This is a genomic window from Streptomyces sp. NPDC031474, assembly GCF_055581185.1.
Genome location: NZ_JBVIJX010000002.1, coordinates 227358 through 251502, shown reverse-complemented (window position 1 = coordinate 251502; position 24145 = coordinate 227358). Strand labels below are relative to the sequence as shown.

General features: G+C 70.6%; 19 protein-coding genes and 1 pseudogene. 15 read left to right on the top strand and 5 right to left on the bottom strand.

Translation table 11 applies throughout. The annotated features are described in order from the left end of the window. Window positions 1-58 precede the first annotated feature (58 nt). The 9 genes and pseudogenes from ACZ5SK_RS04145 to ACZ5SK_RS04105 all read left to right on the top strand — a co-directional run bounded on the left by ACZ5SK_RS04145 (window position 59) and on the right by ACZ5SK_RS04105 (window position 12336). Window positions 59-460, top strand: coding sequence for a hypothetical protein (locus ACZ5SK_RS04145; protein WP_334582797.1), 402 nt, complete (start codon window positions 59-61; stop codon window positions 458-460). Window positions 461-494: 34 nt separating this feature from the next. Further along, entirely contained in the window at window positions 495-1190 is a 696-nt protein-coding gene (locus ACZ5SK_RS04140) for a DUF6338 family protein (RefSeq protein ID WP_334582798.1), read from the top strand. A 239-nt stretch (window positions 1191-1429) separates the two neighbouring features. Further along, the gene (locus tag ACZ5SK_RS04135) at window positions 1430-4372 is read left to right on the top strand and encodes a hypothetical protein (protein WP_468156187.1); all 2943 of its coding nucleotides are present in this window, start codon (window positions 1430-1432) and stop codon (window positions 4370-4372) included. A 55-nt stretch (window positions 4373-4427) separates the two neighbouring features. After that, window positions 4428-8636, top strand: a complete 4209-nt coding sequence (locus tag ACZ5SK_RS04130) for a hypothetical protein (protein WP_468575298.1) — start codon at window positions 4428-4430, stop codon at window positions 8634-8636. Between the two features lie 200 nt (window positions 8637-8836). After that, complete coding sequence (locus tag ACZ5SK_RS04125; protein WP_334582801.1) at window positions 8837-9958, top strand: PP2C family protein-serine/threonine phosphatase; 1122 nt, start codon at window positions 8837-8839, stop codon at window positions 9956-9958. Window positions 9959-10073: 115 nt separating this feature from the next. Further along, window positions 10074-10548: pseudogene (locus ACZ5SK_RS04120) on the top strand (sensor histidine kinase); the annotation flags it as partial. Then, window positions 10548-10697, top strand: coding sequence for a DUF3500 domain-containing protein (locus ACZ5SK_RS04115; RefSeq protein WP_361704126.1), 150 nt, complete (start codon window positions 10548-10550; stop codon window positions 10695-10697). The pseudogene ACZ5SK_RS04120 and the gene ACZ5SK_RS04115, both read left to right, overlap by 1 nt. A gap of 185 nt (window positions 10698-10882) precedes the next feature. After that, entirely contained in the window at window positions 10883-11131 is a 249-nt protein-coding gene (locus ACZ5SK_RS04110; RefSeq protein WP_334583801.1) for a hypothetical protein, read from the top strand. Between the two features lie 14 nt (window positions 11132-11145). Beyond that, window positions 11146-12336, top strand: coding sequence for an SPFH domain-containing protein (locus ACZ5SK_RS04105; protein WP_334582803.1), 1191 nt, complete (start codon window positions 11146-11148; stop codon window positions 12334-12336). Between the two features lie 85 nt (window positions 12337-12421). Here ACZ5SK_RS04105 and ACZ5SK_RS04100 read toward each other — a convergent pair whose 3' ends face one another. From ACZ5SK_RS04100 to ACZ5SK_RS04090, 3 genes are read right to left on the bottom strand one after another with little or no spacing between them, the layout of a single operon-like run. Beyond that, window positions 12422-13201, bottom strand: coding sequence for a carbohydrate ABC transporter permease (locus ACZ5SK_RS04100; protein WP_079665238.1), 780 nt, complete (start codon window positions 13199-13201; stop codon window positions 12422-12424). Window positions 13202-13251: 50 nt separating this feature from the next. After that, entirely contained in the window at window positions 13252-14307 is a 1056-nt protein-coding gene (locus ACZ5SK_RS04095; RefSeq protein WP_468575296.1) for a carbohydrate ABC transporter permease, read from the bottom strand. Between the two features lies 1 nt (window position 14308). After that, window positions 14309-15586, bottom strand: a complete 1278-nt coding sequence (locus ACZ5SK_RS04090; protein WP_468575294.1) for an extracellular solute-binding protein — start codon at window positions 15584-15586, stop codon at window positions 14309-14311. A gap of 355 nt (window positions 15587-15941) precedes the next feature. On the opposite strand from ACZ5SK_RS04090, the gene ACZ5SK_RS04085 reads away from it, so the two are divergent. From ACZ5SK_RS04085 to ACZ5SK_RS04070, 4 genes are all read left to right on the top strand, one after another. Further along, a complete protein-coding gene (locus ACZ5SK_RS04085; protein ID WP_468575292.1) occupies window positions 15942-16733 on the top strand; it encodes a DeoR/GlpR family DNA-binding transcription regulator in 792 nt (263 codons plus the stop codon). Continuing rightward, the gene (locus tag ACZ5SK_RS04080; RefSeq protein WP_334582806.1) at window positions 16730-18091 is read left to right on the top strand and encodes a 6-phospho-beta-glucosidase; all 1362 of its coding nucleotides are present in this window, start codon (window positions 16730-16732) and stop codon (window positions 18089-18091) included. Before ACZ5SK_RS04085 ends, ACZ5SK_RS04080 begins: the two co-directional genes overlap by 4 nt. Window positions 18092-18180: 89 nt before the next feature. Continuing rightward, complete coding sequence (locus tag ACZ5SK_RS04075; RefSeq protein ID WP_468156193.1) at window positions 18181-19095, top strand: metalloregulator ArsR/SmtB family transcription factor; 915 nt, start codon at window positions 18181-18183, stop codon at window positions 19093-19095. Beyond that, window positions 19092-19700, top strand: a complete 609-nt coding sequence (locus ACZ5SK_RS04070) for a dihydrofolate reductase family protein (protein WP_334582808.1) — start codon at window positions 19092-19094, stop codon at window positions 19698-19700. The genes ACZ5SK_RS04075 and ACZ5SK_RS04070 overlap by 4 nt, the downstream gene beginning before the upstream one ends. Window positions 19701-19841: 141 nt before the next feature. Here ACZ5SK_RS04070 and ACZ5SK_RS04065 read toward each other — a convergent pair whose 3' ends face one another. Both ACZ5SK_RS04065 and ACZ5SK_RS04060 read right to left on the bottom strand, forming a co-directional pair. After that, entirely contained in the window at window positions 19842-20528 is a 687-nt protein-coding gene (locus ACZ5SK_RS04065; protein WP_361704137.1) for a phosphatase PAP2 family protein, read from the bottom strand. A gap of 114 nt (window positions 20529-20642) precedes the next feature. Continuing rightward, entirely contained in the window at window positions 20643-22031 is a 1389-nt protein-coding gene (locus ACZ5SK_RS04060; protein ID WP_334582810.1) for a glycoside hydrolase family 43 protein, read from the bottom strand. Between the two features lie 207 nt (window positions 22032-22238). Between ACZ5SK_RS04060 and ACZ5SK_RS04055 the strand changes: the two genes are divergently transcribed. Continuing rightward, complete coding sequence (locus ACZ5SK_RS04055; RefSeq protein WP_319347097.1) at window positions 22239-22457, top strand: hypothetical protein; 219 nt, start codon at window positions 22239-22241, stop codon at window positions 22455-22457. Window positions 22458-22611: 154 nt separating this feature from the next. Further along, window positions 22612-24105 (top strand): flotillin family protein, encoded by a 1494-nt coding sequence (locus tag ACZ5SK_RS04050; protein ID WP_334582811.1) that lies wholly within the window; start codon window positions 22612-22614, stop codon window positions 24103-24105. Window positions 24106-24145 lie beyond the last annotated feature (40 nt).

The following is a 24145-nucleotide window of genomic DNA, read 5'->3' as shown; positions in this document are numbered from 1 at the left end:
GAGACTGGCAGGATGTCCGGGCGCCCTCAGCCAGCCGTCTCCGGAGGTGTCAGCGACCGTGCCTTCCAGCCGTTCCGATTCCGGACGTCCCGCCTTTCCCGCCCTGCCGCGTGGCGTCACCGACGCGCGGGTCCGCAAGGTCGTCCACGCCGGGTGGCACAAGCTCTCCGAGGGGACCCGAGCCGCTCTGGTCGAGTTCTACGACCGCTCCCACGGTCTGGACAACGACGACTTCCAGGCGGAACTCGCGGAGCTCGTCCACACGCACACGGACCTCCAGGACCTCCTGCCCCAGGGCGAGTTCGCCGAGAACTCGGACCCGCGAGGCACCGATATGCCGGCCGAGCCGAACCCGGGGGCGGCCGGGCTCCCGGACCCCTTCGGCAGCGCGAACGCCCAACAGCCGCCGCCACCGCCGCCACCGCCATCGAGCGGCGGGGAGTCCCAGGCGCGAAGGTAGGCGAGAAGGCAAGAGGGGAAGGCAAGGGGAGAAGATGCCGACCAGTGTCGTCGCGCTCGCCGTGCTGCTCGTCTCCGCCGCACCCGGGTACGTCTACGTCCGTATCGTCGAGGTGCGTCGAGCGCGACGCCGGCGCACCTCCCTCCTGGAACTCGTGGACCTGGTGTGCGTGGGAGCCGCGGGCAGCGCCGTGGGCACGCTGGTCGTGCTGCTGCTCGCGCCGCACTGGACGGCGCTGCTGCCGCTCGAAGGGCTGCTGAAAGGCTCCGCCTACCTCACCGTTCATCCCTGGCAGGCCATCTGGTCGGGTGTCCTGGCGTTCACCATCAGCCTGGGGATCGCGGGGTCGGCCGGACTGGCGGTCGCCCGCTACAAGGGCACGTCGGTCCGGCACACCCCCTCTCCCCCGCTGCACAGGGCCGTCGAGCTGACCCCGCCGGGGCATTCGCTGTGGCTGGCGGTGCAGTTGACCGACGGACGCCTGTGGGAGGGGAAGCTGCTGAGCCTCGACGGCGAACGGGACACGCTCGGCGAGGGCGACCTGGTGCTCCAGTGGCCGCTCGCGGTCACCGAACCCGGGCAGGAGCGGCGCCACCACCCGGCCCGGTTCGTGGCGATACCCGGCCCGCAGATCGTCCTGGTCCACGGAGCCGACCTGCCGCCCCAGCCCCCCACACCCATCCCGGAACCGCCCGCCCCTCCGGAACCGCCGGACGCGCCACCGCCCTAGCTGCGACTCGGGGCGCGGCACTGCGGGACCGGGCACAGTGGTTCGGGTTGCACGGGCCGTTGCGTCGACGGACCCTGAGAAGAGGCGGATTCCGGCGTCGTCCCCGGCAGACGAAGACCGGACGCTCCGCTCTTGGACCCGTACGACCGGCCGGGCCGGCCTCGTGGTCATGTGTCCCGCACGCGGCAACGCGGAATGTCCGCGTCCGCGCGCTCCCCGACCGAGTCGGAGAGCCGGCCATGACAGGCAGCACCGAACTCAGCATCCTTCGCCCCCACGACCTGGTCGCCCTGGACTTCCGGCTGGTCAATCTGCGGGTGTCGGCCGACGGGCAGACGCTGGTCCCCGAGGACGAATCGGCGGAAGCGTTCGTCGTCGTCACCTTCCCGCCCCAGGCGATGTCCGAGACGGTCGTTTCGGCCGAACCGCCACGGGCCGTCCCTCCGCTGCGGACCGCGCTGGCCGGACCCAGCCGTCTGGTGTTCCGGCTCCCCGCCGGGCAGGGACTTCCGTTGACGACGGAGGCGCTGCTGGCCTGGAACGACTGGACTCCCGTCGTAGCGCCGACGGCCCTCCTGCCGCGCGGAACCCCTGGGAGCGCGGCCCTGCCGGAACGAGTGCCTCCCACCGAGCTCGAGACAGCCGTCGAGTTCCCGTGGCGCCTGCTGCTCTCGCCCGTCGAGGACGGCCGCTGGCACACGGACAACGGGGCCTCGCTGGGTGGCGCCCACCAGTTGTGGAGCGCGGTGCTGGCTACCGCCACGGGCCGCGGGGGCGATGTGCGGGCGCTGACCGCCCTCGCCGGGCCAGACCCGGACTTCCCGACCTCCCTCTCCGACGGGCCCGTCGGGGACCGGGAGCAGATCGCCCGGCTCAGCTCCGACTTCCACCTGCCGACCGGTGACGGGACGTACTTCACGCCCGTCCCGCTGACGGCCGGCCGGCTGGAGCTGACCGCGCTGGGCGCCAACACCGAACTGGAGGCCGGCTGGGACTACCCGGAGTTCGCCGCGGAGGGGGAGACACCCCCGCCCAGCGGCTACGTCCCCCTGAGTCTGCGTCAGTACATGCACATCGCCGCGCTGGGGCGCGACACCCTGGTGCGAACCGTGAAGGCGGGATATCTCTGCCCCACCGGTCACCGGGCCGTGGTCGTCGAGAGCGTCGAGCGGCTCCCCCAGCCTGTCAACGCCGGCGGTGCGCGGGGTGTTCTGGTCAGGACGGCCGAACTGATCGTGCAGCAGCCCGTGGTCGACTACGTCCCGCTCGTCCCCGCCTTCGCCCGTGCGGGCCGCGAGTTCCCCTTCGCCTCCGTACAGCTCACCACCACGTCCGCACGGATCGACGCTTCGGAGTCCGTGGACGCCAAGCCGGTCTGGCTCCGCGATCCGGACAGTTCCATCCCGATCGGGTTCCGTGCCGTCGGCCTGGACGTCGCGGGCCATGCCCTCGACTTCTCCCTGCCGCTGATGTTCGTGACGTCCGGTCAGATCAGAAGCCCTCGCACCATCTCCGACGCCTACTTCTCCTCCCCGGACGAGCCGCCGATCACCGTCACGCTGGGCGGCCAGTCCATGGCGGCGGCCGCGGAGGCCCCGGGCCGGCCCGGCCCCACGACACTGAAGGTCGAAAGCCTGGACTGGAGCCTCGAACTGCCACCGGGAGCGTCCAAGGCAGACCCTGATTTCGCCATGCAGCCGGCGCCGCCGTGGTACGTGCCCTGCTTCCTGCCCCGCATCACCAACATCACGGCGTCCGTGCCCGCCATCGACGAACTCCTCGGCATGTCCGGACCCGTCGACTTCACCCTGGACCCCGTGTACCTGGAGCACGGCTTCGAAACCGCCAACCGCGCGCAGGTCTTCGTGAGCCTCACGAGCGAACTGCCGCTGGAGCTGTCCCCACAGCGCGGCGGCGGCCTGGCCAGTCCCGCACTGGCCGTCACAGCGGTGTCCCGGACGCTGGGGCCGGTCTCCGCACCGGACAAGCTGCAGGCCGGCCAGGTCGACGTCGCCGCCTTCAGCAGGATGAAGCTGCTCGGCACGATCACGCTCATGGACCTGCTGGACACCCAGCGCATGGACTTCATGGGCGGCGACTCGGCCGGTGCCGAGGTGGCCCAAACCCAGCTCGACCAGCCGGAGTTCGTGCTCAATCCGCCTCGGCTGACGAGCCGGCGGCTGCCGGCAGCCGGGCCCGGAGGTTCCGAAGGCGTGGAAACCCGCTTCTTGTGGAAGCCCCCGCTGGCCAGGCAGGGAAACCCCCTGCTCGACCTGACGGGAGCCGACCTGCTGCTCGACGCCACCACGCGCAAGGTCCGCGGGCAGGAGGCCGTGACCGAGGTGAACGGGCGGCTGCGAAAAGTGGGGCTGACCTTCGCGGGGGCACTGAGCGCGAGGATCGGCGTCCTCGCCTTCCGCTCCGAAAGCGGCAAGAAGGTGGAGGTCGAAGCCACGGCCGTCAAGATCGAGTTCGAAGACCCGCTGAAGTTCGTGGACGCCCTGCTGTCGGTCCTGCCTTCGGACGGGTTCGCCGATCCGCCTTTCCTGACGGTAGACGGCCAGGGCGTGGTGAGCGGCTACACCCTCGGGGTACCCAGCGTCTCCGTCGGCGTCGTCAGCGTGCAGAACATCGCCGTCACCGCGGCGCTCTCCATCCCGTTCACCGACCGCCCGGCAGGCCTGCGCTTCGCCGTTTCGGAGCGGCACAAACCGTTCCTGGTCACGGTCAGCCTCTTCGGCGGCGGCGGGTTCTTCGCGGTCGAGGCCGGCGCGAAGGGCCTGGAGCAGCTGGAGGCGTCGATCGAGTTCGGCGGGAGCGTCAGCCTCAACCTCGGCGTCGCCTCCGGCGGTGTCTCCGTCATGGCCGGGATCTACTTCGGCATGAAAGGCGCGAGCGTCGAGCTGACCGGCTATCTGCGCTGCGGTGGATACCTGGAGGTGCTCGGTCTGATCTCCGTCTCCCTGGAGTTCTACCTGGCCTTCACTTACGGCGAGACGCCGAACGGCGGCACCGAGGTGTGGGGGCAGGCAAGTCTCACCGTGCGCGTGAAGATCGCCTTCATCAGCAAGTCCGTCACCGTCTCCGTCGAGCGCCACTTCGCCGGCTCGGGCGGTGATCCCACCTTCCAGCAGTGCTTCTCGCCGACACAGTGGGCGGGATATCTGGAGGCGTTCGCCTGACCGAAGCCCGGCCCAAGACCCTGCGACCAAGTCCCCGCGACCGAGGCAGGACCTCATGATCCGACACCAACTCGTCCAGTGGATCCTGCTCCCGGGCGGCCTCACAGGCGACGGCCAACTGCGGGCCTCCGTGTTCGTCGCCCCCCGGCTGCACCCGGGAGGAAACGCCACCCTGGCCGACTTCCCGGACTTCGCGGACTGGAGCTCGGTCCTGAACGGGCTCACACTGCTCGTGGAAAGACCGGACGGCGCCACGGAGGCCCCCCTGCGGGTGACGGCCTCCGCGAGAGGTGGACTGTGGCGGGCGCTGCTCCCGGCCACGACGCCGGTGACGGCTTTCACCTTCGAGGACCTCGCCGACCGGCCGCTCATCAGCTTCCCCGTCGGCGACGTCCTGGCATACCTGCGCAACCAGTGGGCGACGCTCGCCCTGGCCGCACACGACGATCTGCCCGTCACCAACGACAACGCCTCGCCCATCGGAGGAGCGTCCACGAGGCAGGGAGAACAGCGCCCGTTCACCCTCTCGCGCCATTTCAGTGACCTCATCGAGGCCCTGAAGCTCGGTGGCTTCGAGGGGACCGAGGAACGGGAGGAGCTCTCGCGCCGGTTGCGCTCCGTGCTCGACGGCGCCGCCGAGGAGGCACGGGCCCTGCGACAACGGCACGAGACGCTCACCCAGGACCTCGTGCGTCCCTTCGGCTCAGGAACGGGCGGCCCCGCGCAGGCCCTGTACGCCCTGGCCGGGTTCCACGCTCGTCCGCAGAAGGAGAAGCCGAAGGTCCTCCCGGCCGACCAGACCGCCGCGCGGGCGCAACAGGAGCAGACCGAGGACTTTCACCAGCACCTCTCCACTCTCGGCGACCACCCGGCACTGCTGCGCCGCCTCGGCCTCGTCCTGGACCTGGAGATACGGCCGGACTTCGTCCCGCAGAGCACCGACTCGGACCCGCCGACCAGGCTGCGGCTGCGCGTCGAGCGCCCGTCCGCCTTCCCCTCCCGCGACGACGATCCCGACGCGGACGCCTGGAACGCGGACGTCACGCCCTGGACCGTCTGCCGGCGCAGCGAGATCGGCGGGCAGCCGTTCTTCGACGCGGTCGAACGGACCTCCCGAGGGGACTTCGCACACGGGTTCCTCCGTATGGACCCCGACCGCTACCGGCCGGAGACCGTGGACGTGGACGGGCTCGCGCTGAAGGCACTGAACATGGCCGCCACCCTCGGCCGCCAGGAGGACCAGAAGCAGCGGCCCGTGGACGAGCCCGAGCGCGACGGCGTCCCCACCGCACGGACGGGTGGCCTGGCTGTGGTCCACGCCCACCACGCCGAGGAACTGCACGAGGACTTCTACCAGGCGCGGCTCAACAACGACGCCCTCGAAAAGGACCCCGACAACCCGCCCGTCCTCGCCTATGAGGATCTGCTGCGCGGCTTCCGCATGGACGTCCTCCGCACCGGCGACGGTTGGCGCTCCCTGCACGCCCGGCACATGGTGTACACCCCCTTGCGTGACCCGGGCGAGGAAGTGACCGTCGACGACGAAGGATTCGTCCAGCTCTCCCTGACCGCGGAGATGGACACCCCGCAGGCGCCCGCCGACCCGGACCGGCCGCTGTACGCCCACGAGTCGCTGGTCACCTGGGACGGCTGGAGCCTGTCGGCGCCCCGCCCCGGAGAACCCGTCGCCCAGGAACCAGCGCCTCCGGCAGCCGCCGCGGACCTCGGCGGCCTGCGGTTGTCGATCGCGGCCGGCGCACCGCGCGGCGCCCTGCCCAGACTGCGGTTCCGCTCCCGCTACCGAATCCGGCTGCGTACCGTGGACCTGGCCGGACGAGCCCACGAGCTGCCTGCCGCGGACGCGCTGACGCAGATTCTGGAGGCCGGCGGCGACAACCGCTATGTGTGCGCCGCTCCCTCGGGCGAACTGCCCTACCTCCGCTTCGAACCGCTGCCCCCGACGGAACTGGTCCCCCGTCGCCCTTTCACCCCCGGCGAGGGCATGGAGCGGCTGGTCGTCCGCAGCACGCCCGGCCAGTCGGCCGCGGAGTACGCAGCCGCCTGCCAAGCGTCGACCGGTCCCGCCCACGAGTTCCGGGCGTTCTGCGACCGTCACCTTGCCGCGCCCAAGGCGTCGCTCCAACTGTTCGAGACGCATGGGCTGCTGGACGACACCATCCAGGCCATGCACGGCTCCGATCCTTTGGCCGCGGCCGCGGCGGCCCAGTCCGCGTACGACTTCGCGGTGCGGGAGTGCGCCGCCTTCCACGAGGTCCCCGGCCCACCGGATGCGGACCGGGCGTATGTGGTCGTCGACGCCGACACTGTTGACCTTCCCTATCTGCCGGACCCGCTGTGCGCGGGCCTCAAGGCGCGGCTCACCCTGCGGCCGGACGCCCCGGAGAAGACCCTGGACATCCCCTTCGAACAGGCCGGCGCCGAGCAGGACGGCTCCCACTGGCCCAGGCCCCTCCCCATCCGACTGCGCCTGGAGGAAGGCGACTTCACCACTCACTACAGTGCCGACGACCGATTGCTCACCGTCGGGCTCCCGCCCGGCCGTACGGCACGGCTACGGCTGTCCTCGCTGTTCCTCGACGATCCCGACGTCTTCGCCCTGCTGGGATGGTGCGACGACGTACTCGGGGCCTCAGACGCGCAGACGGTGCGCGAGGCGATCGCCGCCGGTACCCACTGGATGACCACACCGTGGCGGGACCTGGTCCTGGTGCACGCCGTACAGCGTCCCGTGGAGCAGCCCAACCTGCTGCTGACAGACCGGCAGGGGACAGCGGTGACCTCCCTGGCGCGTACCCAGGGGGCGAGCGCCGCCGATCTTGAGGGCCTGATGTATTTCGACGAGTTCTCGACCGGCCGGCTGGACCTGTCCGCCAAGTGGGACGAAACCGAGGACGACGGCGCCACACGCTACGCCGACGTGCACGCCATGGTGCGGCACGTCCGGAACACCGTCTTCTCGCTGACGGTGCCCGAGCCCTTCGGTACCCGGTGGCTGCCCGAAATCAAGCCGCTGATCGGCCCGTACGACCGCTGGATGCCGTTCCGGACCCGGGGCGCCGAGGGCGAGACGCCGGAGACCCTGCGCGCCCGCCTGCTGTCCGCTGCGGCGGCCGCGGATCTCCCCGCCGCCGAGCGGCGCCGACTCGAGGCCGGGGCCGCCCAGCTGGAAACGTTTCGAGCACACGAGTTCGGAGACACCCGCTACCGCCGCGTCACCTACCGGTTCACCGCCGCCACCCGCTTCCGCGAGTACTTCGACCCCGCCATGCCGACCACGGACGGCAGCAGCGCCGCCGAGCCGTTCGACGTCATCCTGCTCAGCAGCGCGCCACCGGCGAAACCGAAGGTTCGGCAGGTCCTGCCGTTGATGGGCTACGCCCAGCATCGTGCGACCGACGGCTCCGTCGTCAGCGAGCGCACGAACCTCGGTGTGCGGGTGTGGCTGGAGAGACCGTGGTTCTCCTCGGGGGCCGGGGAGGAACTGGCCGTAGTCTGCGGCGACAAGCTGATCAGCCCTCTCACCGAGCTGTCCCGCGAAATCAGCTGCCTGCTCCACGACCCGACCCATGGTTCGACCGTGCCCGAGCCCCTCCTCGCCCCGTCCTTCGGCAACGGCCGGCAAAGGGGACGGGTCCGGCTGTGTGCATCCTCCCTGGAGAAAGATGTCGTCACGTTCCAGCCCACCTGGGACCCCGAACGCGCCTCCTGGTACGTCGATCTTCGCTTCCCGACGGGAATGGCCTACTTCCCCTTCGTACGACTGGCGCTGGCGCGCTATCAGGAACATTCCCTCCCGGGCTGCGAGCTGTCACCGATCGTGCCGACGGCCTTCCTTCAGACCGTGCCGGACCGCACCCTCAGCTGTGCGGTTTCCGGAGACCGGGCACATGTCACCCTGAGCGGTCCGGCACCGGAATCGTCGGCCGACGAGCACGGCGACGTCATCGCCCGCTCGAACACGGTCGCCGCCGTCGTCGAGGTCCAAGACCCGGCGTTCACTGACCCGTACCTCGGCTGGACGGCCGTGGACGGCGTCGAAACCCTGCTGAACGGAGCGCCGGCCGTGGCCGGGCACCCGGTTGTCTGGGAGGGCGACGTGCCGCTGCCGCCGACCGGCGGGCGCAGGCTGCGGATCGCGGTACGGGAGTACGAGCTGCATCCGGCCGACGACCGCGCCGCCTCGCCTCCCGTCTCCCTCACCGAGGCCCGCCGCCTCGTCCACGCCGACATCGTCCCGTTGTGACCCAGGCCGACGGGAGCCTGTCCGCGGTCTGCACCCGCCTGGCCGAGCAGTCCGGCCATGCCGAGCCGTACCGTGTCAGGAGTGCACCGGCATGGGCACATGGGCCGGGCGGCCCGGTGGGTTGAGGGGTCGTGCCGGCGGCGGGCGGGTCGGTCGGCTGTCTAAGGTACAGAGAGATCACCGCCTGCCCGGGAGTTCCCATGATCGGTATCCGTCGGAAGAGAGCCGCCGACACCCTCGATGCCATCGAGCCTCCGAGCAACGCCGAGACGGTCGTCGGGGTCCTGTCGGTGACGGTCCTGGTGGAGGTCCTCGGCGTCCTCTCCGGGTCCGAGGTGTGGCTCCTCGGGCTACTGGTGTTCCTGCCGGGGACGGCGTCGGCACTGTGCACCGTCCAGCAGACGAAGTTCGTCGCCGCGTGGACGACTCTCTTCGTCACCCTCACCGTGCTGCTGCGCACCGGCAACGGCGGCCGACCGCTCGACCGGACGCTGCTGGTACTGCTCACCCTCGCCCTCGGAGTCGCCTCCGTCTACGCCTGCCACCGGCGTATCGGGCGCGAGCACGAGATGCTGCGGCTGCGCTCCACCGCCGCCGCCATGCAGCGGCACATCCTCCACCCCCTCCCCCTGCTCACCGACGACGTCCTGGTCAACGGCGTCTACGAACCCGTGCAGGAGGACCGGCTCGTGGGCGGCGACATCTACGACGTCGTCGCCTCGCCCTGGGGCACGCGGGTGCTGATCGGCGACGTGCAGGGCAAGGGCCTGGCCGCCGTGGGCGCCGCGTTCGCCGTCATCGGCGCCTTCCGCGAGGCGGCCCACCGCGAGCCCACGCTCACCGCGCTCGTCGACGCCCTGGACGCCTCCGTCGTCCGGCACAACTCCTACGCCGAACAGACCGGCGACGACGAGCGGTTCGTCACCGCCCTCATCATCGGCGTCGACGCGGGCGAGGAGGTGCAGGCCGTCAACTGCGGCCACGTCCCGCCCCGGCTGGTGCACGAGGGCGCCGTCAGCACTCCGCCGCTGGACTCCGGCGTCCCGCTCGGGCTCGCCGAACTGGCCGCCGAGCCCACGACCGTGGACTGGTTCGCGTTCCCGGCCGGTTCGACGCTGTTGCTGACCACCGACGGCCTCACCGAGACCCGCGCCGCCGACGGCACGTTCTACCCGGTCGACGAGCGCCTGATGAAGCACCTGGACCTCTCCCCCACCGAGCTGCCCCGGGCGCTGCACGAGGACGCCCGCGGGTTCGCCGGCGAGGACCGGCGGCACGACGACGTCGCCGTACTGACCGTCCGCCGGTCACCGCGCCGCTGACGTCCTCCTGGCACGCGCTCAGCTCGGGCACACGGTTCTCACGGGGCGGTCTTGCGCGGCGCAGGACGGGCGCGGCGCGCTGCGCATCGTCCGGGACCGCGCCCCGCACGTCGTCGTCCTCGCGGTGGTCATCCGGCGGCAACTGCGCCCGCTCGGCCGGGTCGCGGCCACTGCCGCCGAGCTCACCCGGGTGCCGCTGGACCGCGGCGAGGTCGCCCCGCTCGCCCGCGTCGCCGCCCGGGACACCGACCCCGGGACCGAGGCCGGCCAGGCCGGCGTCGTGCTCAACCGTCGGATCGACCACGTGGAGTCGTCGCTCGCCGAACGCCGGCGCACCGAGGAGCGCATGCGCCGGTTCCTCGCCGACACCGGCCACGGACCTCGTCGAGGACCTGCTCCTGCCGGCCCGGCTCGACGAGGGCCGGCCTCTGGAGCTGACCGAGGTGAACCGCGCGACCCTGGTCACCGAGGCGGTCTGGGACGCCCCGGCCGCGGGAAGCGGACACGACCGGCAGCTCGCGCTGCGCCTCGGCGGCCCGGTGTCGGTCGTCGCCGACCCGTCCCGGCTCCACCAGGCGGTGGCCAACCTGTGGACCGACACGGCAACGCCCTGACCGACACCCACGTCACCTGGACCGGCGGCACCGGCGACGACCACGCCTCCTACGTCCGCCTGCACAGCCCCGTCGGGTGGATCGAGGTCGACTGCCAGGCCCCGGGGCCGCTCGCGGGCGCGTAGGGCGCGACCCAGGGCAGCGGCGATCTGATCACCGGGCCGGGGCCCCGTCGTCCCGGCCCGGTTTCCCCTCGCGGGAAAGGCGGTATGCCCGCCCCAGCGGGCCGAATCGTCGTGCCCGTTGGGCCCCCGGCCCCGGTGGGTCTATCGTCTGAACCGTGGGCCAGAGCGTTGGAGGGCGGCCGGTGATGCCGCAGGACGAGGCCGTGATCGGCTGTACGGGGAAGGTGCTCGTCGGAACCCGCGGTTCCGCGGGCCCCGGCGAGATCCTGGTGCGGGTCAGAGGCGGTTCCGAGACCTTTCTCGCCTGGTCGGAGGATCCTCTACCCGCTGGGGCGACGGTCCTGGTGATCGAATCGCGTGGATGCCGCGAGGTCGGCGTCATCGAGTGGAGGGATCCATTGGACGCGCTCGGCGATCTCGCCGACGCCGACTGAGGAGCATAAGAGAGATGTTCGGATACCGCGTTCCCGCTCCCGACGAGGCGATGTTGATCTCGGGGGGCCGGCGGGGACTGGGGGGCGCGCCGTTCCGAGTGGTGACGGGGCACGGCAAGTTCGTGATCCCGTTCTTCCGAAAGACCCGTTTCCTCACGCTGTCGATGTGCGAGGCCGAGGTCACCGAGACCTGTGTGACCAGGCAGGGCATCGCCCTGCACGTGCGTGCCGTGATCGCGTTCAAGGTCGGCAACGACCACGAGAGCATCATCAACGCCGGGCAGCGCTTCCTCTCCGACCAGGACCAGATGTCGGTGCTGACCGGGCGGATCTTCGCCGGGCACCTGCGGGCCATCATCGGCTCGATGACGGTCGAGGAGATCGTCACCGAGCGGCAGAAGCTCGCCGCGGAGGTGCTGGACACCTCCAAGATGGAGATGGCGAAGATCGGTCTGATCGTGGACTCGCTGCAGATCCAGTCGATCGACGACGGCGACGCCGGCTACATCGACGCGATGTCCGCTCCGCACAAGGCGGCCATCCAGCGGCAGGCCCAGATCGCCCAGGCCCAGGCCACCCAGGCGTCGGTCGAGGCGGAGCAGGAGGCGGCCCGCAAGCAGGCCGAGTACGCCCGGCAGACGGCCATCGTCAAGGCGGAGTACTCGGCCGAGGTGGACCGCGCCCAGGCCCAGGCCGCCCAGGCGGGCCCGCTGGCGCAGGCCCACGCCCAGCAGGAGGTGCTCGCCGCCCAGACCGAGCTGGCGCAGCGCCAGGCCAAGCTGCGCCAGCAGCAGCTGGTGGCCGAGATCGTGAAGCCGGCCGAGGCCGAGGCCGAGCGGATCCGGGTGCTCGCCGCCGCCGACGCGCAGCGCATGAAGATCCAGGCCGAGGCGGCCGCGTCCTACGACCGGGTCGCGCTCGACCGGATGCTGATCGACCAGCTCCCGCAGATCGTGAAGGAGGCGGCCGGCGGCCTCGCCGGCGCCAACGTCAACGTCCTGAACGGCGCGGACGGCCTGGGCGAGATCGCTGCCGGCCTGGTCTCCCAGGGCCTGACGATCCTCGACTCGGTCCGCCAGAACCTGGGCGGCCAGGACTCCGGCGAGGGCCGTGGCCGCCCCGAGAACGGCAACGGCAGCGCCCTGCTCCAGCTGCACCCGGGCAAGGACCGCAAGCCGGACGACGGCCCGGTGGACGTCGACTAGGCCGGCTGGGCCCTGTCCGGCCAGGGCCCGCCCGACCGGGCCCGCCCCGCCCCCGCCGCCGTCTCGGCCTCCCACTCCGCCGCCGTCAGCGCAGGGCGCCCTTCGTGGCGTCCGCGATGAAGCCCCGGGCGAAGAACGTGAACACCAGCACCAGCGGGATGACCGACAGGAGCACCCCGGCCATCACCATGCTGTAGTCGGTGGAGTGGCCGGCGTACAACTGGGCCAGCGCCACCTGGAGGGTGAGACGGTCGGGGTTGACCAGCATCACCAACGGCAGGATGTAGTCGTTCCAGGCGGCGATGAACGTGTAGATGCCGAGGAACGCCAGGGCCGGGCGGACGCACGGCAGCACCACGTGCCAGTACAGCCGGAAGAACCCGGCGCCCTCGATGCGGGCGGCGTCCAGCAGTTCGTCGGGGACGCTGGTGGAGGTGTACTGGCGCATCCAGAAGATGCCGAAGGCATTGGCGGCGGCGGGCACGATGAGCGCCTTGAGCGTGCCCAGCCAGCCCAGCTGCACCATGATCTCGTACTGCGGGATGATCGCCAGCTGGGTCGGCAGGATGTACATCGACAGCAGCACGCCGAAGAGGAACTTCTTGCCGGGGAAGTCGTACTTGGCGAAGGCGAAGGCGGCCAGCGAGTCGAAGAACAGCACCAGCGCCGTCGTACAGACCGCGACGATCACCGTGTTGAAGAGGGAGCCGAAGAAATCCATCTTGTCGAACAGGTGCTGGATGTTGGTCAGCAGGTGGTCGCCGAACCAGAGTTTCGGCGGGTAACTGTAGATGTCCTGCGAGGTGTTCGTCGCCATGACGACGATCCAGTAGAACGGGAACACCGAGATGACGACGCCGGTCATCAGTGCGGCATGGACGCTGAACCCCCGCAGGCGTTTACGGTTCTGGCTGTTCACGACCGTCGCTCCTTACGCTGCACCAGACGCCAGTTGATGAGGACGATGAGCAGGATCAGCAGGAAGAAGGCCCAGACGATGGCGGCGCCGTAGCCGAAGTCGTTGTTGTCGAAGGCCTGGTGGTAGAAGTACAGCAGGGTGGTCATGCCCGCCTGGCCCGGACCGCCGGAGTTGGGGTTGGTCGAGGCGTCGCTGTTGAACAGCACCTGGGGTTCGGTGAAGCTCTGCAGTCCGGTGACGGTGGAGACCACCACGGTGAACAGGATGATGGGCCGCAGCAGCGGGATCGTGAGGGAGAAGAAGATCCGGACCGGTCCGGCGCCGTCCATCCGTGCGGCCTCGTAGAGCTCCGAGGGGATCGCCTGGAGCCCGGCCAGATAGATGATCGCGTTGTAGCCGGTCCACTGCCAGGTCATCAGCGCCGCGATCACCAGCTTGATCGTCCACTCGTTGCTCAGCCAGGGCACGGCCGACACGTGCAGGGCCCGCAGGATGGCGTTGATCAGGCCGAAGTTGTTGCTGAAGATCGCGCCGAAGAAGATCGCGATGGCCACCAGCGAGGTGATGCTGGGGATGAACAGGGCGACCCGGTAGAACGCGGTGAGGCGATTGGTGGAGTTCACCAGCACCGCGAGCACCAGTGCCATGAAGAGCATCGGCACGGTCGACAGGACCCAGATGACGAGGGTGTTGCGGATGGACAGCCAGAACACCGGGTCGTCCCACAGGAACCGGAACTGCTGGAACCCGACGAAGTGCATGTCCCCGATGCCGTCCCATTTCTGGAACGCCAGGTACACGGTGTAGATCACCGGGAAGAGCATGAAGACCGAGAAGATCAGGTAGTACGGCGAGATGGCCAGGTACTGCGGCCAGTGTCTGGCGACCCGCCGCCCCGGCCCGCGCCGGGCCCCGGCCGACACCGGCCGGATCCGGGGGGCGCGTCGGCCCGGACCGTGGAGACGGTCCGGGGCCGGCTGCCCGGTGGGACCGGTGTCGGATCCGGAGGTCGGTCCGGTGGGAGCCGGGCCGGCTACCGGGCTGGACGACATGTCACTTCACTCCCTGCCGCTGGGCGATCTGCTTGGCCTGGCCGACCGCGTCCTTCCAGGCCTCGTCGGGGTCCTTGCCCTTGGCCTCGATGCTGGTCAGCTCGCTGTAGTAGGGCGCGGCGACCGCCGCGTCGGCCGGGGCCTCGTAGGCCGCGGGGATCTTCTCGGCGGCCGGGCCGAAGATCTCGATGGTCTTCTGGCCGCCGAAGAAGGCGTCGCCGCCGGTCAGCGCCGGCAGCTTGTAGGCGGCCGGGGCGGTCGGGAAGAGGGCCGCGTCGGTGAAGCCGCGGGCCTGGTTGTCCGGGTCCAGGATCCAGCTGATGATCTTGAAGGCTTCCTCGGGGTTGCCACTGGTCGCGGGGATGGCCAGGAAGGACCCGCCGAGGTTGGACGGGCCGCCCGGCAGGCTCGCCACCCGCCACTTGCCCTTGGTGGCGGGCGCGGCGTTGCTGATGTCCAGCGCGTGCCAGGCGGCGCCGATCTCGGTGCCCAGGGAGCCGTTGCCGATCGCGGCGTTCCACGTGTTGTCGTTGATCTTGGCGTCGATGCCGAGGGTGTAGGGCTTCACTGCGGTGGTCCAGGCGGTACGGATGTGGTCCTGGTCGCCGATGAACGTGTTGTTCTCGTCGATGAAGCGCTGGGTGCCCTGGCCGATCATCATCGAGAACACGGAGCCGATGTTGTTGATCAGATAGGTCTTCGGCACGGCCTTGTGCAGTTCGACGCCGGCCTTGAAGTAGTCGTCCCAGGTGGCCAGCTCGGCGGAGACCTTCGCCGGGTCGGTGGGCAGCCCCGCCGCGGCGAAGAGGTCCTCGCGGTAGAACGTGGCGCAGGGCCCGATGTCGATCGGGAAGCCGATCAGCTTGCCGTCCTGCGTGGTGGCCTGCTTCAGCTTCCAGGACAGGTACTGCGGCATCAGCTTGTCCGCGCCGACGGTCTTCAGGTCGACGAAGCGGTCGGCGTTGGGCAGGAAGGAGGCGATGTCCTCGCCCTTGACGCCGGTGATGTCCGGGGCGGACTGGGCGGCCCTGAGGCCGGTGAGCAGCTTGGTCTTGAAGTCGCCGCCGACCACGGAGGTCTTGAGGGTGATGTCGGAGAAGTGCTTCTTGGCGTCCGCGACGACCTTGTCGCTCAGCCCGCCGGACCAGTACCAGAGGCTCAGGTTCTTGCTGTCCTTGCTGCCGCTCGATCCGGAACCGCCGCCGCACGCTGCGGTGGCGCCGGCCGCGGCGGCCGTCAGTACGGCGGCCTGGAGGAATCGTCTGCGGGAAAGGTCCACTGTCTTCTCCTGGATTTCGGCGAGTTCGGCGAGTTCTGGGGATACGGCGGGTTCGGCGGGAACGGCGTGTCGGGCATGTCCGACAGGACCTGTGGGTGCTGGGCCGCGGTGGGGCGCGGCGGGGAGGCCGGGTGGCTGAAGAGCATCGGCGTGGGTGGTAACCCTTCAGCCACCCGGGGTGTGTGACCTGGTCCTCTCAGACGGCGCCGACGCGTCGTGACGGCGGAATACGCCGTTCATCCGCTTCGGCCGACCGGAGTGGGGTCCGGGCCTGGCTCCGAATTACGCAAGAGAGTGCACCCGGTGCGCGGGTTTGACAAGGGTCAAGCAGGTATCGAGACATTCATGCGCGACTTTGCTTGAGTTTGGCGAGTTCGCGAGTATGGTCTGCCGCATGCTCCCTGACCGAAGACATCAGCTGATCCTGCGCGCACTGCGTGCGGACGGGCCCACCTCGGTGGTCGCCCTGGCCGAGAAGGTCGGGGCGAGTCAGGCCACGGTCCGGCGCGACCTCGCACAACTGGACGACGAGGGACTGCTCAAGCGGGTGTACGGCGGCGCCGCCCCCGTCGTGGGCGAGGACGACCCGTTCGCCGACGTGGCCGGCGTCCGGGTCGAGGCGAAGGACGCCCTGGCCCTCTGGTGCGCAAACCTCGTCAGGGACGGCGAGACCGTGCTGCTCGACATCGGCACCACCGCTCACCGGGTGGCCCGGCATCTCCACGGCCGGTCCCTGACCGTGATCACCAGCAACCTCGCCGTCTACGAGGAGCTCCAGGACGACAAGGACGTCCAGCTGATCCTGCTGGGCGGCGTGGTGCGGCGCGACTACCGTTCGCTGGTCGGTTTCCTCACCGAGGACAACCTGCGCCAGGTCCACGCCGACCGGCTGTTCCTGGGCACGAGCGGGGTGCGACCCGACGGACAGGTGCTGGACACCACCGCGGTCGAGGTGCCCGTCAAACGGGCGATGATCGCCGCCAGCGCCCAGGTGGTCCTGGTGGCGGACGCCGGCAAGTTCCCCGGCACCGGGATGGCCCGGGTGTGCGGCCCCGAGGAGCTCGACGTCGTGGTGACCAACGCGCCCGGGGACGCGAAGACCTGTAATCGACTGCGCGAGGCGGGAGTTGAGGTGGTCGAAGTATGAGACTGACGATCCTGGGCGGCGGCGGCTTCCGGGTCCCGCTGGTCTACCGGGCGCTGCTGGGCGACCGCGGCGAGGGACGCGTCACCGAGGTGACCCTGTACGACCTGGACGCCTCCCGGCTGGCCACCATCCGCAAGGTCCTCGCCGACCAGGCTGCCGGGCATCCCGACCCGCCGGCCGTCACCGCCACCACCGACCTGGACGAGGCGGTCACCGGAGCGGACTTCGTGTTCTCCGCCATCCGCGTCGGCGGACTCGCCGGCCGCGCGGCGGACGAACGCATCGCGCTGGCGGAAGGCGTGCTGGGCCAGGAGACCGTCGGCGCGGGCGGCATCTCCTTCGGGCTGCGCACCGTCCCGGTGGCCGTCGGGATCGCCCGCCGCATCGCGGCCCTGGCGCCCGAGGCCTGGGTCATCAACTTCACCAATCCGGCCGGTCTGGTCACCGAGGCGATGACCGCGCACCTCGGGGACCGGGTGATCGGGATCTGCGACTCGCCGGTGGGCCTCGGCCGCCGCGTGGCCGGGGCGCTCGGCGTCGATCCGGCACGCGTCCGCCTGGACTACGTGGGCCTGAACCACCTGGGCTGGCTGCGCGGCCTGTACGCCGAGGGCCGCGACCTGCTGCCGTCCCTGTTCGCGGACGAGGCCGCGCTGACCTCCTTCGAGGAGGGCAAACTCTTCGGCGCCGACCTGCTGCGCACGCTCGGCGCGCTGCCCAACGAGTACCTGCACTACTACTACTTCAGCCGCGAGTCGGTGCGCTCGGCGGGGGCCGCCGAACAGACCCGGGGCGCCTTCCTGCACTCCCAGCAGCAGCACTTCTACGACTCCCTGGGCGCCGTCGCCGACGCCCCGCCGGCGTCGCACGCCGCCTGGAACGCCTGGGACGCGACCCGCCTGGAGCGCGAGGTCACCTACATGGCCGAGAACCGCGAGGCCGTAGGCATGGGGGAACGCGACTCCTGCGATCTGGAGTCGGGCGGCTACGAACAGGTGGCCCTCGCCCTGATGCGGGCCATCGCCCTGGACGAGCGGGCGACTCTCATCCTCAACGTCCGTAACCGCGGCCGGATCCCGGTCCTCGACGACGACGCCGTCATCGAGGTGCCCTGCCATGTGGACGGCAACGGCGCCCATCCCATCGCCGGGGCGCCGCTGCCCGACCACGGCACCGGCCTGGTGTGCTCGGTCAAGGCCGTCGAACGTGCGGTGATCCGGGCCGCCACCACCCGCGATCGCGCGCACGCCATGAAGGCCCTGACCATCCACCCCCTGATCGACTCGTACGCCGTCGCCAAGCGCCTGCTGGACGCCTACCAGAAGCACTTCCCCGAGCTCGCCTACCTGGGCCGCTGACGCGTTCACCCGAGACACGGCCACGAGGGGCCGGACCGGCAACAGATATTCCTTGACACGAATATTCTCTGTCAGGAATACTCGTGGCCATGGACGCACTTCTCACCGCGCTCGCCGACCCGGCGCGCTGGCGGCTCGTGAGCCTGCTGGCCGAGCGGCCCCGCTCCGTCGGGGTTCTCGCCCAGCTGGCCGAGGCGCGTCAGCCGCAGACGACCAAGCATCTGCAGACCCTTGAGCGGGCCGGCGTCGTCACGTCCCAGCGCACCGGCCAGCGCCGTGTCTACGCGCTGCGGTCCGCCGCCCTGCGGGACCTGGCCGCCGAGCTCAGCCGGCTCGCCGACACCGCGGACCGGGCCGACGGCCCCCGCTCGGCCTACGACCGCCATGGGCTCAGCCTCCGGGCGGAGCGGCTGGCCGCCGAGGAGCCGGGGTGGGCCGACGGCCGCTCGTTCAGGTTCCTCCGGTCGCTGAAGGGGCGCCCCGAGCTCGTGTGGCGCCACCTGACCGAGCCCGACCTGCTCGCCCGTTGGTGGACGCCCGACGACCTGCGCGTCTCCGAGCTCGTCTTCGAGGCGCGAGAGGGCGGGCGGGTCGTCCTGGAGTACCGCGACGCCGAGGACGCCGACGGCTCCGACCTGGTCGCCGGGCGCGCCGAGGGCGTCGTCCACGAGGTGCACGCGGGTGAGCGCCTCGTCTACCGGCTCTCCCCGCTGCTTCCCGACGGGGGTCTCGCCTTCACCTCCCACGTCGAGTTCGTCCTCACACGCACCGGCGCCGGCACGGACCTCGACGTCCTTTACCGGATCACCGACAGCACCGTCGACTCCGCGGACTTCGTCGCGGGCATCGAGACCGGCTTCGGTCAGAGCCTCGACAAGCTCACGGCGACTCTCGCAGCGGAGCCCGACGTCACCCACGACACCGGTGCCTCCGACGGCACCGACATCGACACCGACATCGACACCGACATCAACATCGACACGGACCCGAGGAGCACGAAATGACCGAGCAGACCGCCGCCCATGGCCGCAGGGTCGTCACCAACATGAGCCTCTCCCTCGACGGCCGGTACGCCGGACCGGACAACCCCCTGGACATGAGCTGGGTGATGCCGTACGCGGTCACCGACGTCGCCCGCGACCATCTGATCAGCCTGTGGGAGCCGGCGACGACGACCCTGCTCGGACGGGTCAACGCCGAGGGTTTCCTCGGTTTCTGGCCCACCGTCATCGGCATGGAGGGCGCCGACCCGCGCGACGAGGCCTTCGCGAAGTGGCTCGTCGACACCGACAAGGTGGTGCTCTCCTCCACCCTCGGCGAGGCGCCGTGGGAGCGGACGACGATCGTCGACAAGCCGGCCGCCGAGGCGGTCACGGACCTCAGGGCGACCGACGGCGGCGACATCCTCGTGCTCTCCAGCGCGAGCGTCATCAAGGCGCTGCTGGCCGCCGACCAGGTCGACCGGCTGGCGCTCACGGTCTTCCCGGTCTTCCTCGGCGGCGGCCCGCGCCTCTTCGACGACGGCCTGCCCGCGGGGAAGTGGTCGCTGGCCAGTCAGACGGCGGGCGAACACGGCACGTTGGCCCTGGTCTACGACCGGATCCGCTGAACCGCGGCTTCGGGCTCACCCTGGTCGGCCACTGGCTCGTCGGCCTCGCAGCCACCGCACTGCTCCTCCTGCGCCGCTTCCACCACGCCCTCACCCTCCACACCGCGCCCCCGGCGATCGCCACCCCCTGAGGGGTCACGGTCACCCGGGGCGTGATCGGCCTCGGCGAGGAGGGTCCTCCTCCCCCGGCTCCTGCGGCGTACGGGTCGTGAGCCCGGGCAGGCGGCGGGCCGCCACATGCGCGCACAGGCTCAGCCAGGCGGCGGCCAGCAGCCAGCCGCCGAGGACGTCGCTCGGCCAGTGCACGCCGAGGTACACGCGGCTCAGGCCTACGGCGACGGCCCAGCAGGCGGCCACGGCGCATACCGTCCGGGCCTGGGCGGGCGCCGTCCGCCGCAGCACCGCCCAGGCCAGCAGACCGGCGGCCAGCGCCGAGGTCGTCGCATGGCCGGAGGGGAAGGCGTAGCCGGAGGCGGCCGTTGCCCAGTCGGCGGGGGCCGGACGGGCGCGGGCGAGCAGCTCCATCAGTCCGGAGCGGATGGACTGTCCGGCGAGGAGGACGCCCACGGCGACCGCCACGGACCAGAGCCGCTCCCGAGGCGATCGTCCGGCGATCAACCCGGCCGCGACGGCGATCAGATACGGCCAGACACCCCCGCCCGTCACGGTGACCCCGTGCGCCAGCGCCTCGGCCACCGGCGGCCGGTGCGCGAGCGACCATGCGTGGACGGCGCGGTCGCCCGGCAGCGGCGCGCCCTCGCGCACGGCCACGACCGTGGCGAGGGCGGCGAACAGCGCGAGGCAGACGCAGGCGAGCAGGAGGGCCATGGCCGCGACCTCTTTTCCTGCCGGAACGAGCCCGGTTGACTACAGGTGCGTAGACGGTCCAGCGCACTGTAGACGAAAGAGGGTCGAGGAGCGATCGCCCGAAGGGAGGACGGCTCAGGCCCAGGCGGTCACCGGCACGAAAGAACTGTCCTGGCGGAAGAGGTCCGTGCCGTCCGGCTGCTCCACGCGGAGTTGGTAGTTGTAGTGGCGCAGGTAGTAGCCGGGGTAGTTGTACGACTCGAAACGGATCGCACCGCTCGTCGAGCCCGTCCGGGCGATGAACGTGGCGTCCCTGGCGAAGGTCGACGTGCCGTCGTTGGCGTCGAAGCGGCCCCGGAAGGAGTAGTGGCGCAGATAGTTGCCGGAGGCGTCGCGGAAGGAGTAGGCGTTCGCGTCCGCGAGACCCGCCACGACCGTGAAGGTGGACGCCTGCTTCTCGGCGGTGGTGCTGGAGCCGGTCACCACGGGCAGGTTGAGCAGCGCGGACTGCTCCTGCCAGTAGCGGGTGGTGTAGTTGGCGGAGCGCAGGGACCGCGTGGCGTTCTTCGTGATGGCCGGGCCGCCGGTCACCGTCTCCTTGATCACCGTGAAGTGGCGTGCCGTGCCCGAGATGCCGGGCAGGGCCTTCGGCGCGGTCCAGGTGGCGAAGGTGTCGTAGCTGTCGCTGTAGTAGTAGTTGCCGTCGCCGTAGCCGTCGAAGAAGATCCGCCAGCCGCCGTTGTCGAGCTGGATGACGGACGGGCCCTCGCGGTAGCTGCCCCAGCCCGCCCAGTCGCCGGTCCTGGTGATCGTGTACGGGCCGGCGAGGCTGGACGCGGTGCCGTACTCGATGTACTTCGCCGTCTCGTTCTTGGTGAACGCGTGGTACGTCGAGCCGATCTTCACGATGTACGTGTCAATGTGGTTCGACCCGATGCCGGACAGGGCGACCGGTGAACTCCAGGCGGTGAGCGCGGAGTTGGTGGCCTTCAGCAGATACGGGGTGAAGATCCACTCGTCGCTGGTCACCGAGCAGGACACGATGACGTTGACGCTGCCGTCGCTGTCGACGAACCACTCCGGCGCCCAGGCGCGGGAGAGGTTCGCGATCGGGACCGTGTAGTCGTACAGGAACGTCCAGTTGACCCGGTCGGAGCTGCGGGCGAAGCCGATGGTGGTGCTGGCGTCCTGCCAGGTGTGGGTGGTGTAGGTGATGTAGTAGTAGCCGTTGGTGTGCCTGAAGACGCTCGCGTCGCGGATGCGGTTGCTGGGCGGGGTGTACGCGGAGGACTGCACCAGTCGGAAGTCGGTGGCGTCGTCGGACTGGTAGACGTTCACCGTGCCGTCGTTGCTGTTGAGGAACGGCACGATGGTGTAGCGGGTGGCCGATCCGGCGGCCGGCGCGGCGGCGAGGGCCGTGCCGAGCAGGCCGGGCGCCTCGCCCAGCACGAGTGCCGCGGCGGGCAGCGCGGCCATCGCGCGCAGCATGGCACGGCGGGACGGAGCGGGGTGACGTGTCGTCATGGTGCGGCTCTCCTACGGCTCAAGGTTCGAAATTCCGAACACGGTTCGGAACATCGATCGGAAGGTAGGGGCGAGACAGGGACACGTCAATCCTTCGCGCAGTAACAGACGATGCCTGTGGGACGGCTGTGGCGCGGATCCTGGTCGCGGGGAAGCGGTCGCGGACCGCCCGGCCGGCCGAGCGGGTTCCACCCGTACCCTGTGACCATGGACGATGCGTCGATGGTCGGGCTCATGGGGCGGGTCACCGGGGCGATCGGGCCGGGACTCGTGGGCGAGGTGATCGTCCGGGTGCGCGGCGGGGCCGAGCACTTCCTCGCCTACCCGGCGGACGGCACGGGCCGCATCGAGTGCGGCACGGTGGTGATGGTGGTGGAGCACCTGCCGCCCAGGACGGTCTACGTCACCCCGGCGTACGACAGTTGAGCCTGCTTCGGCGCAGGTGAGAGCGGTTTGGTGCGCCTTCGGGAACGTATGCGTCAAGATTGCAACAAGGATTCCACAGCGTCTTCAACCTGGACTCGGGCAGGCGCACACTCCCTTCGTTCGGTGCCGAAAGGGCACCATCCAAAGGGGGCGTATGCCGATGATTGTCGGCGTCGTTGCGGGGGCGGCGGTTGTCGCCGTTCTCGTTCTGCTGGGTCTGTTCAAGATGATGTGGCGGGTCGCGGAACCCAACGAGGCACTCGTCATCTCCGGTTCCAACCACCGCACAGAGGGCCTGGAAGCGGGGATGGGCTTCCGTATCGTCACCGGGCGCGGCACGCTGGTGATGCCCGGCGTGCAGGTGGTGCGGAAGCTGTCGCTGGATCTGAACGAGACCGAACTGCATGTGGACTGCGTGACGCACCAGGGCATTCCGCTCAAGGTTCGGGGCGTGGTCATCTTCAAGGTGGGCGACGACTTCGTGTCGATCGCCAACGCGGCCCGGCGTTTCCTCGACCAGCAGAAGCTGATGTCGGAGCGGGTGCACAACGTCTTCGCCGGCCATCTGCGGTCCATCGTGGGCGGGTTGACGGTGGAGGACATGATCCGCGACCGGGAGAAGCTCACCGGGCAGACCCGTGCCGCCTGCGGTACGGAGATGGAGAAGCTGGGCCTGATCGTGGACTCTCTGCAGATCCACGAGATCGAGGACCCGACCGGCTACATCCGCAACCTGGCGATGCCGCACGCGGCGGCCGTGCAGCGGGACGCGCGCATCGCCCAGGCGGAGGCGAACCGTCTCGCCACGGAGGCGGAGCAGGCCTCGTTCGCGCGGATGGCGGAGGCCACCCGGGACAGCGAGATCCTCCAGGCCGGCTACCAGGCCGAGCGTGACAAGGCGGGCGCCAAGGCCCGCCAGGCGGGGCCTCTCGCGGACGCGGCCGCCCGGCAGGAGGTCGTCGTCCAGGAGACCCGGGTCGCCGAACTCGAGGCGCACCGCAGGGAGCAGCAGCTCCAGGCGGACGTCCGCAAGCCCGCGGACGCGAAGGCGTACGAGAAGCGCACGCTGGCCGAGGGCGAGCGCGACGCCCGGATCTCGGCGGCGCAGGCCAAGGCGAAGGAGACCGAGCTCGCGTCCGCAGCCGAGGCGAGCCGGCTCAAGCAGGCCGCCGGCGCCGAGGCCGAGGCGACCAGGGCCCGCGGTGAGGCCATGGCGGCCGCGACCCGGGCCACCGGTGAGGCCGAGGCGGCCGCCGCGCAGGCCAGGGGTCTGGCGGAGGCCGAGGCGACGAGGGCGCAGGGCCTTGCGGAGGCGGAGGCCATCAAGGCCCGGGCCGCCGCGCTGGCCGAGAACCAGGAGGCGGTCGTCGCCCAGCAACTCGCCGAGAACTGGCCGGAGATCGTACGGGCCGGCGCGTCCGCGTTCGGCAACGTCGACAACATGGTGCTGCTCAACGGCGCGGACGGTATGGCGGACGTTTTCGCCAAGGCGCTCACCATGGGCGGGACGGGCCTCGGTCTGGCACGTCAGCTGCTCGCCTCGATGAACCAGAACGGGCAGGCCCCGCACGGGACTTCGCCCCTCAACGGGATCGTGAGCCCGCCCTCGGGCCCGCCGTCGCAGCGGGTGCCGGTCGAGGAGAAGTGACCCGGCGGTGAAACGCGGTCACGGGGGCAGCCTCTAAGGT

Excerpts from the sequence above, each read along its gene's own strand:
- ACZ5SK_RS04140 (WP_334582798.1), top strand. The coding sequence starts at position 495 with ATGCCGACCAGTGTCGTCGCGCTCGCCGTGCTGCTCGTCTCCGCCGCA.
- ACZ5SK_RS04135 (WP_468156187.1), top strand. The coding sequence starts at position 1,430 with ATGACAGGCAGCACCGAACTCAGCATCCTTCGCCCCCACGACCTGGTC.
- ACZ5SK_RS04130 (WP_468575298.1), top strand. The coding sequence starts at position 4,428 with ATGATCCGACACCAACTCGTCCAGTGGATCCTGCTCCCGGGCGGCCTC.
- ACZ5SK_RS04125 (WP_334582801.1), top strand. The coding sequence starts at position 8,837 with ATGATCGGTATCCGTCGGAAGAGAGCCGCCGACACCCTCGATGCCATC.
- ACZ5SK_RS04110 (WP_334583801.1), top strand. The coding sequence starts at position 10,883 with ATGCCGCAGGACGAGGCCGTGATCGGCTGTACGGGGAAGGTGCTCGTC.
- ACZ5SK_RS04105 (WP_334582803.1), top strand. The coding sequence starts at position 11,146 with ATGTTCGGATACCGCGTTCCCGCTCCCGACGAGGCGATGTTGATCTCG.
- ACZ5SK_RS04100 (WP_079665238.1), bottom strand. The coding sequence starts at position 13,201 with ATGACCGGCGTCGTCATCTCGGTGTTCCCGTTCTACTGGATCGTCGTC.
- ACZ5SK_RS04095 (WP_468575296.1), bottom strand. The coding sequence starts at position 14,307 with ATGTCGTCCAGCCCGGTAGCCGGCCCGGCTCCCACCGGACCGACCTCC.
- ACZ5SK_RS04080 (WP_334582806.1), top strand. The coding sequence starts at position 16,730 with ATGAGACTGACGATCCTGGGCGGCGGCGGCTTCCGGGTCCCGCTGGTC.
- ACZ5SK_RS04075 (WP_468156193.1), top strand. The coding sequence starts at position 18,181 with ATGGACGCACTTCTCACCGCGCTCGCCGACCCGGCGCGCTGGCGGCTC.
- ACZ5SK_RS04070 (WP_334582808.1), top strand. The coding sequence starts at position 19,092 with ATGACCGAGCAGACCGCCGCCCATGGCCGCAGGGTCGTCACCAACATG.
- ACZ5SK_RS04065 (WP_361704137.1), bottom strand. The coding sequence starts at position 20,528 with ATGGCCCTCCTGCTCGCCTGCGTCTGCCTCGCGCTGTTCGCCGCCCTC.
- ACZ5SK_RS04060 (WP_334582810.1), bottom strand. The coding sequence starts at position 22,031 with ATGACGACACGTCACCCCGCTCCGTCCCGCCGTGCCATGCTGCGCGCG.
- ACZ5SK_RS04055 (WP_319347097.1), top strand. The coding sequence starts at position 22,239 with ATGGACGATGCGTCGATGGTCGGGCTCATGGGGCGGGTCACCGGGGCG.
- ACZ5SK_RS04050 (WP_334582811.1), top strand. The coding sequence starts at position 22,612 with ATGCCGATGATTGTCGGCGTCGTTGCGGGGGCGGCGGTTGTCGCCGTT.